The 4205-nt window shown below is 45.1% G+C and carries 2 protein-coding genes and 1 pseudogene; all 3 read right to left on the reverse strand.

Features of this window, described 5'->3' with window-relative positions:
• The coding region (locus TW84_RS18225) for a hypothetical protein (RefSeq protein ID WP_045977053.1) at positions 1 to 638 on the reverse strand (638 nt) is incomplete at its 3' end.
• 129 nt (positions 639 to 767) lie between these two features.
• A complete protein-coding gene (locus tag TW84_RS18230; RefSeq protein ID WP_045977054.1) occupies positions 768 to 1715 on the reverse strand; it encodes a hypothetical protein in 948 nt (315 codons plus the stop codon).
• A 9-nt stretch (positions 1716 to 1724) separates the two neighbouring features.
• A pseudogene (locus TW84_RS24615) lies at positions 1725 to 4205 on the reverse strand (hypothetical protein); the annotation flags it as partial.

Consider the following 4205-nt stretch of genomic DNA (forward strand, 5'->3'; position numbering starts at 1 on the left):
GTACTTTTCTCTAAGAACCCTAAATTTTCAAATCGACAAGCGGCCACACGGCCATAGAACCATGTATAAACAATACCGCGTTTTCGATCAAAGAAAATATCAGTAGGCCTTAACGTTCTTATGAAAAACACACTCACAAGAAAAACGATCAAAGCCGACACACCTGTAGCTTTTAATTCTTTTTCTAAGCCCTTACGTACACCTTCACGACCAAATTTGTATACAGCAAAAAAATAATTTGCCAATGAATAATCACCATTACTAGCAAATATTGTTTGATAATATAAATATTCCTTTCGTTGATGGTCGCTAAAGTAACTGCCTTCTTGTTCTTTCTCTTGATAGCGAGTCAATAGATCTTTCCCATAATTTATGGATGCTGAATTTAAGCCCAAATCGCTTATTATAAAAATAAAGGTAAACCACACTGCAATCACAACAGGAACAAGATAAACGGAGCGAATAGCATGCCTTGCATCACGGATAGATATAATATCGTCAGTCACCTGCATAAATGGCTCTGGTGGTTGATCAGTCGGCGGTATAGCTTTCTGATTGACAAATTCATCTCGTCCATCCACCAACTTTTGTGCATACCGAAACCTAACCAGGGTTTCTTGGGTATTGACTCTGCTCATCGATTAATCCCTTTTCACGCCTATCTATCCTTCATGACGGTATTGCATGGCCTTTAGGCCTAATGGCAAAAAGGCTAGGCTTTGGTGGTGAACAGTCCAATAAATCGACGTTCCATTTTGCTATCACCGCTATATCGCGTGGCCTTTGGGCCTGTGGGTTTGGTAGTGATGAACCAAATCTCCCTCGGCTTCTAGGGCCGCGTTAACCCGTAGCTCAAGGTCGTCTGGTTTAGGATCCACGCGCCAGAAAAACTTGGCGGGTTCACGCTTAAAAGAAGAGCCAGTGATCACTGCGCTTTTGCCATGGTCCATAAAGGCGAGGATTTGCGCCAGTGGATAAGTGGTATCGGCTTCGTCATGAAAAGTGAGCTTGCCGGTATCAATGCCAACAATCGCCATCGGGCGGTAGCCCTTTTGCTTTTTGTTTTCAAACTGCAACACAAGGTTAATACCAAGATGGTTTTCAATTAACCCCATTTTGTCAAAGTAGGCGGCCCCGACTCGGCCATGGCGCCAGCTGTAAACAATTTGCCGTTGGCGGTCAAAATAGATTTCCGCATCTCTGGGTTTGAGAAAAAAAAGCATCCACATAGACACAGTTATCATCCACATAAAACCTAGAAAAACAATGCTGTCTATAAAATAATCTAGCTCTCCTATGATAGATTGCGCCGCCATATAGGTGAAAAAGGTAACCTTTCCTTCCCCATTAAGCATGGCTTTTTGATAAGTTTCCATCTTATTCATATCATAGATAGGTTCATACCCTGTCCTTCGATATTCTTGAATACGTGCGATGGTCTGATGAGCGTCTTCAGCTAACGAGGAAAAATTAGGCCATGAGTCAATCGTAAAGTGAGTAGCCAGAATCGACAGCATCAGCATCCATGGCACAATATAATAGTTGCGCCGATTATGGTAACCGGTTCTTATAGTTAACAGCTTATCATCCACTGAGACAATGGGGTCAAAGGGGTCGTCCATAGGCACCACAGTGACCTCAGAACGAAACTCCTGCCACCACTTAGAAAAAGGCTGGGCTTTGGTGGTGAATAGGCCAATAAAACGACGCTCCATTATTTATCCTTAATACTTGTCGTTCGGGTGTTCATTAACCATACCTATCAACTGGCGTTTAATACTGCCTGATGAGGTTAGCATACGTTTAGGCACCATCAGTGACGGCTCTGGCTCGTAACACCATTGCAGGCTAAGGTCACTCGCGAGCCCGCGGTTTTTTCCAAATGAGCACTCTACTTCCACGGTCAAATGTAGGCCATCCTCTTTAAACTCATGCTGTTTCGGGTTGTTGAATGCAGCAAGCAAGGCGTGTTTAAAAGCCTCGGTCATGGGCTCGGTTGACGCAGGGCCCGATCGGGTGTAAACCTTTTTGACCATGGTGCCATGAAGCTGAGAAATGCCCATTTTAAACTCAGGTAAAACAAAACGGAACGTATAAAGCTTATCGGATTTAATCACTTGTGGGGAGAGAGTGGTCTTGTCTATTTTTAACTGAGGCCAGTAGAAATAGTTAATAAACTCTTGGGATTCAATCTGCAATGCCGTTTCAAGGTATTGTTTTTTTCCCTCATCAGTCAAAGATTGTATCTTCTTTTTTCTCAGTATTACGTTCTTAACTTTTTCAGCATCAGTAAAATCGGCCCAAAATGAGTAGTACTTACTTTTCCCCCAAAAACAGCTAAACAGCAGGTTCTCTAACTCGGTTTTCTGAAAACGAGCGATGGTGTAACCACTTAAGAATAGGCCCAGCATCGCGACACTGAAAAACGCCCAGCCAACCGGGCCAGAGGCAACAGATCCTATCACTAACAGGCTTGCTGCCCCACCGATTAAGTACCCATCTCGTAACCCGTTATTACCACTTCGATTGGCAGTGGAAGCATCGGTAAAATATATCGCCGCGACCATTAAATTCGCTCCAACGACTAACCCCCTAACCGGCACCTTAGCCACTTGGCCTTCGACATGCTTGCTGTACGCCATAATATTCTCTAATCCAAGCTTATTGGCCAGATGGGCACCTATTGTGGGGAGATATTTTTCCAACGTATGGGCTCTGAGGACTCGATTAAACCCTGAGGCCAGCGCATTAGTGGATTTAGCGCCATACTTGGTGAGAGCAGCACTGTCTGCTGCCAACGCCAACAATGTTGAGCCCATTTTACCCATCGTATAGAGCACATCCTTATCATTGATGGGGTCAAGCTCGGCATACTCTTGTTGCGAGGCCAAATCGTACATGGCTAACACATTGTAGTAAAAAGACCATGCCGCAAAACCAACATCAACCAACGCGCCCGCGAAATGCAGCGAGGTTTTCACTTGGCTGTTTTCAAAATAAATCTTTGTTTCTATGGGGCTAGATGGCGTTATTTCTAACTCAAGCAGTTGTAAAATACGTGTCTTTTTCGCATTGGCTTTGACTTGCGACCAATCGAGCAACTGCTCATGCCAATTGATTTTTGTCTTATTCCACAATGTAGCAGCCCTGCCCTGCTTGGCCCGCTTGCTCAGGGATTCTTCCATTTCATCCAGTGACACTCGAACTCTGTTTCCGTTAATCTTTACCCCCAATATCGCATCCAGTATCTTGGGGAAAGTCGTCCGATAGAAACGCTCAAGCCCTGCATTCGCTGCAATTTTAGACCACTTTCCCGCTTGTTGACCGATATAAGAAAATGCCACAGGAATACGCGCTAAAAAGTGACCTAGGGAAATGAGCATATACTTGGAGACATAGGCCGACAGTTCACGCCAATCACCACCTTGGCATTGGGTAAAAATGAGCCTTGCACCTTTAAACATAATTCCCAGAGCGTTATCGTTAGGAGTAAGAGTATCGGTGACGAAGGCTTGGCCAACCCAATCGTCCATCGTATCCATACCGTGCTCGCTGGCGGTAACACCTTCAAACAGTGTGCCAAGTAAAAACAGTAACTTGGCCAACTCCAGCGCTGGATTTACAATCCCCTCTTGGCGAAGGTCAAAATAATGGTGCAGGTAACAGGTGAGCGAGCCGACTTCGTTTGTTGCCCCCTCTCCAGCGACAAAATAATCCATCAGCGCCAGCCATTGCTGTGTCTGTTTCGACACCTTATCCATTTTGAGTTGACTTTTCTCTAAAAACTCAGTGAGCGCTTGGGTATCTAAGTTTTCTTGCGCGGCTTGACTCACTTGTGGCACAGGGCTGTCGATACAGGCTTTTGCATAAGTGCCTATCGTTAATGGATAGAGATTGTTTTCTCGATAAGCTTGACCTTCAGCGATGGTATTTTTGAGGTTATGGGCAATATCGCGCTGGCGGCCAACCGGGTCAAACAACACCACTAAGGTGCCGTCTTTTTTCTCGCTGTGGCTTTTTTGCATGGTTTCAGCCAGCTCATTAGCAGCGAGGTGGTAGGTTCTTTGATTGGTTCCAATATCTAGACCGACATCGGTTGGTTTTTGCGCTTGTTGGTCTGCCAACCATTTGGTATCTGGGCTGCGGTAGTCCTCGACCAAAGCGCTTAACGTATCTTGGCTGGCGGTGTCGCTAAAGTCATCGCT

This window comes from Vibrio neptunius, from assembly GCF_000967495.1.
GTDB lineage: Bacteria > Pseudomonadota > Gammaproteobacteria > Enterobacterales > Vibrionaceae > Vibrio > Vibrio neptunius.

What these genes read in the sequence shown, in the direction of transcription:
- TW84_RS18230 (WP_045977054.1), bottom strand. Translation starts at nt 1,715, where the DNA reads ATGGAGCGTCGTTTTATTGGCCTATTCACCACCAAAGCCCAGCCTTTT.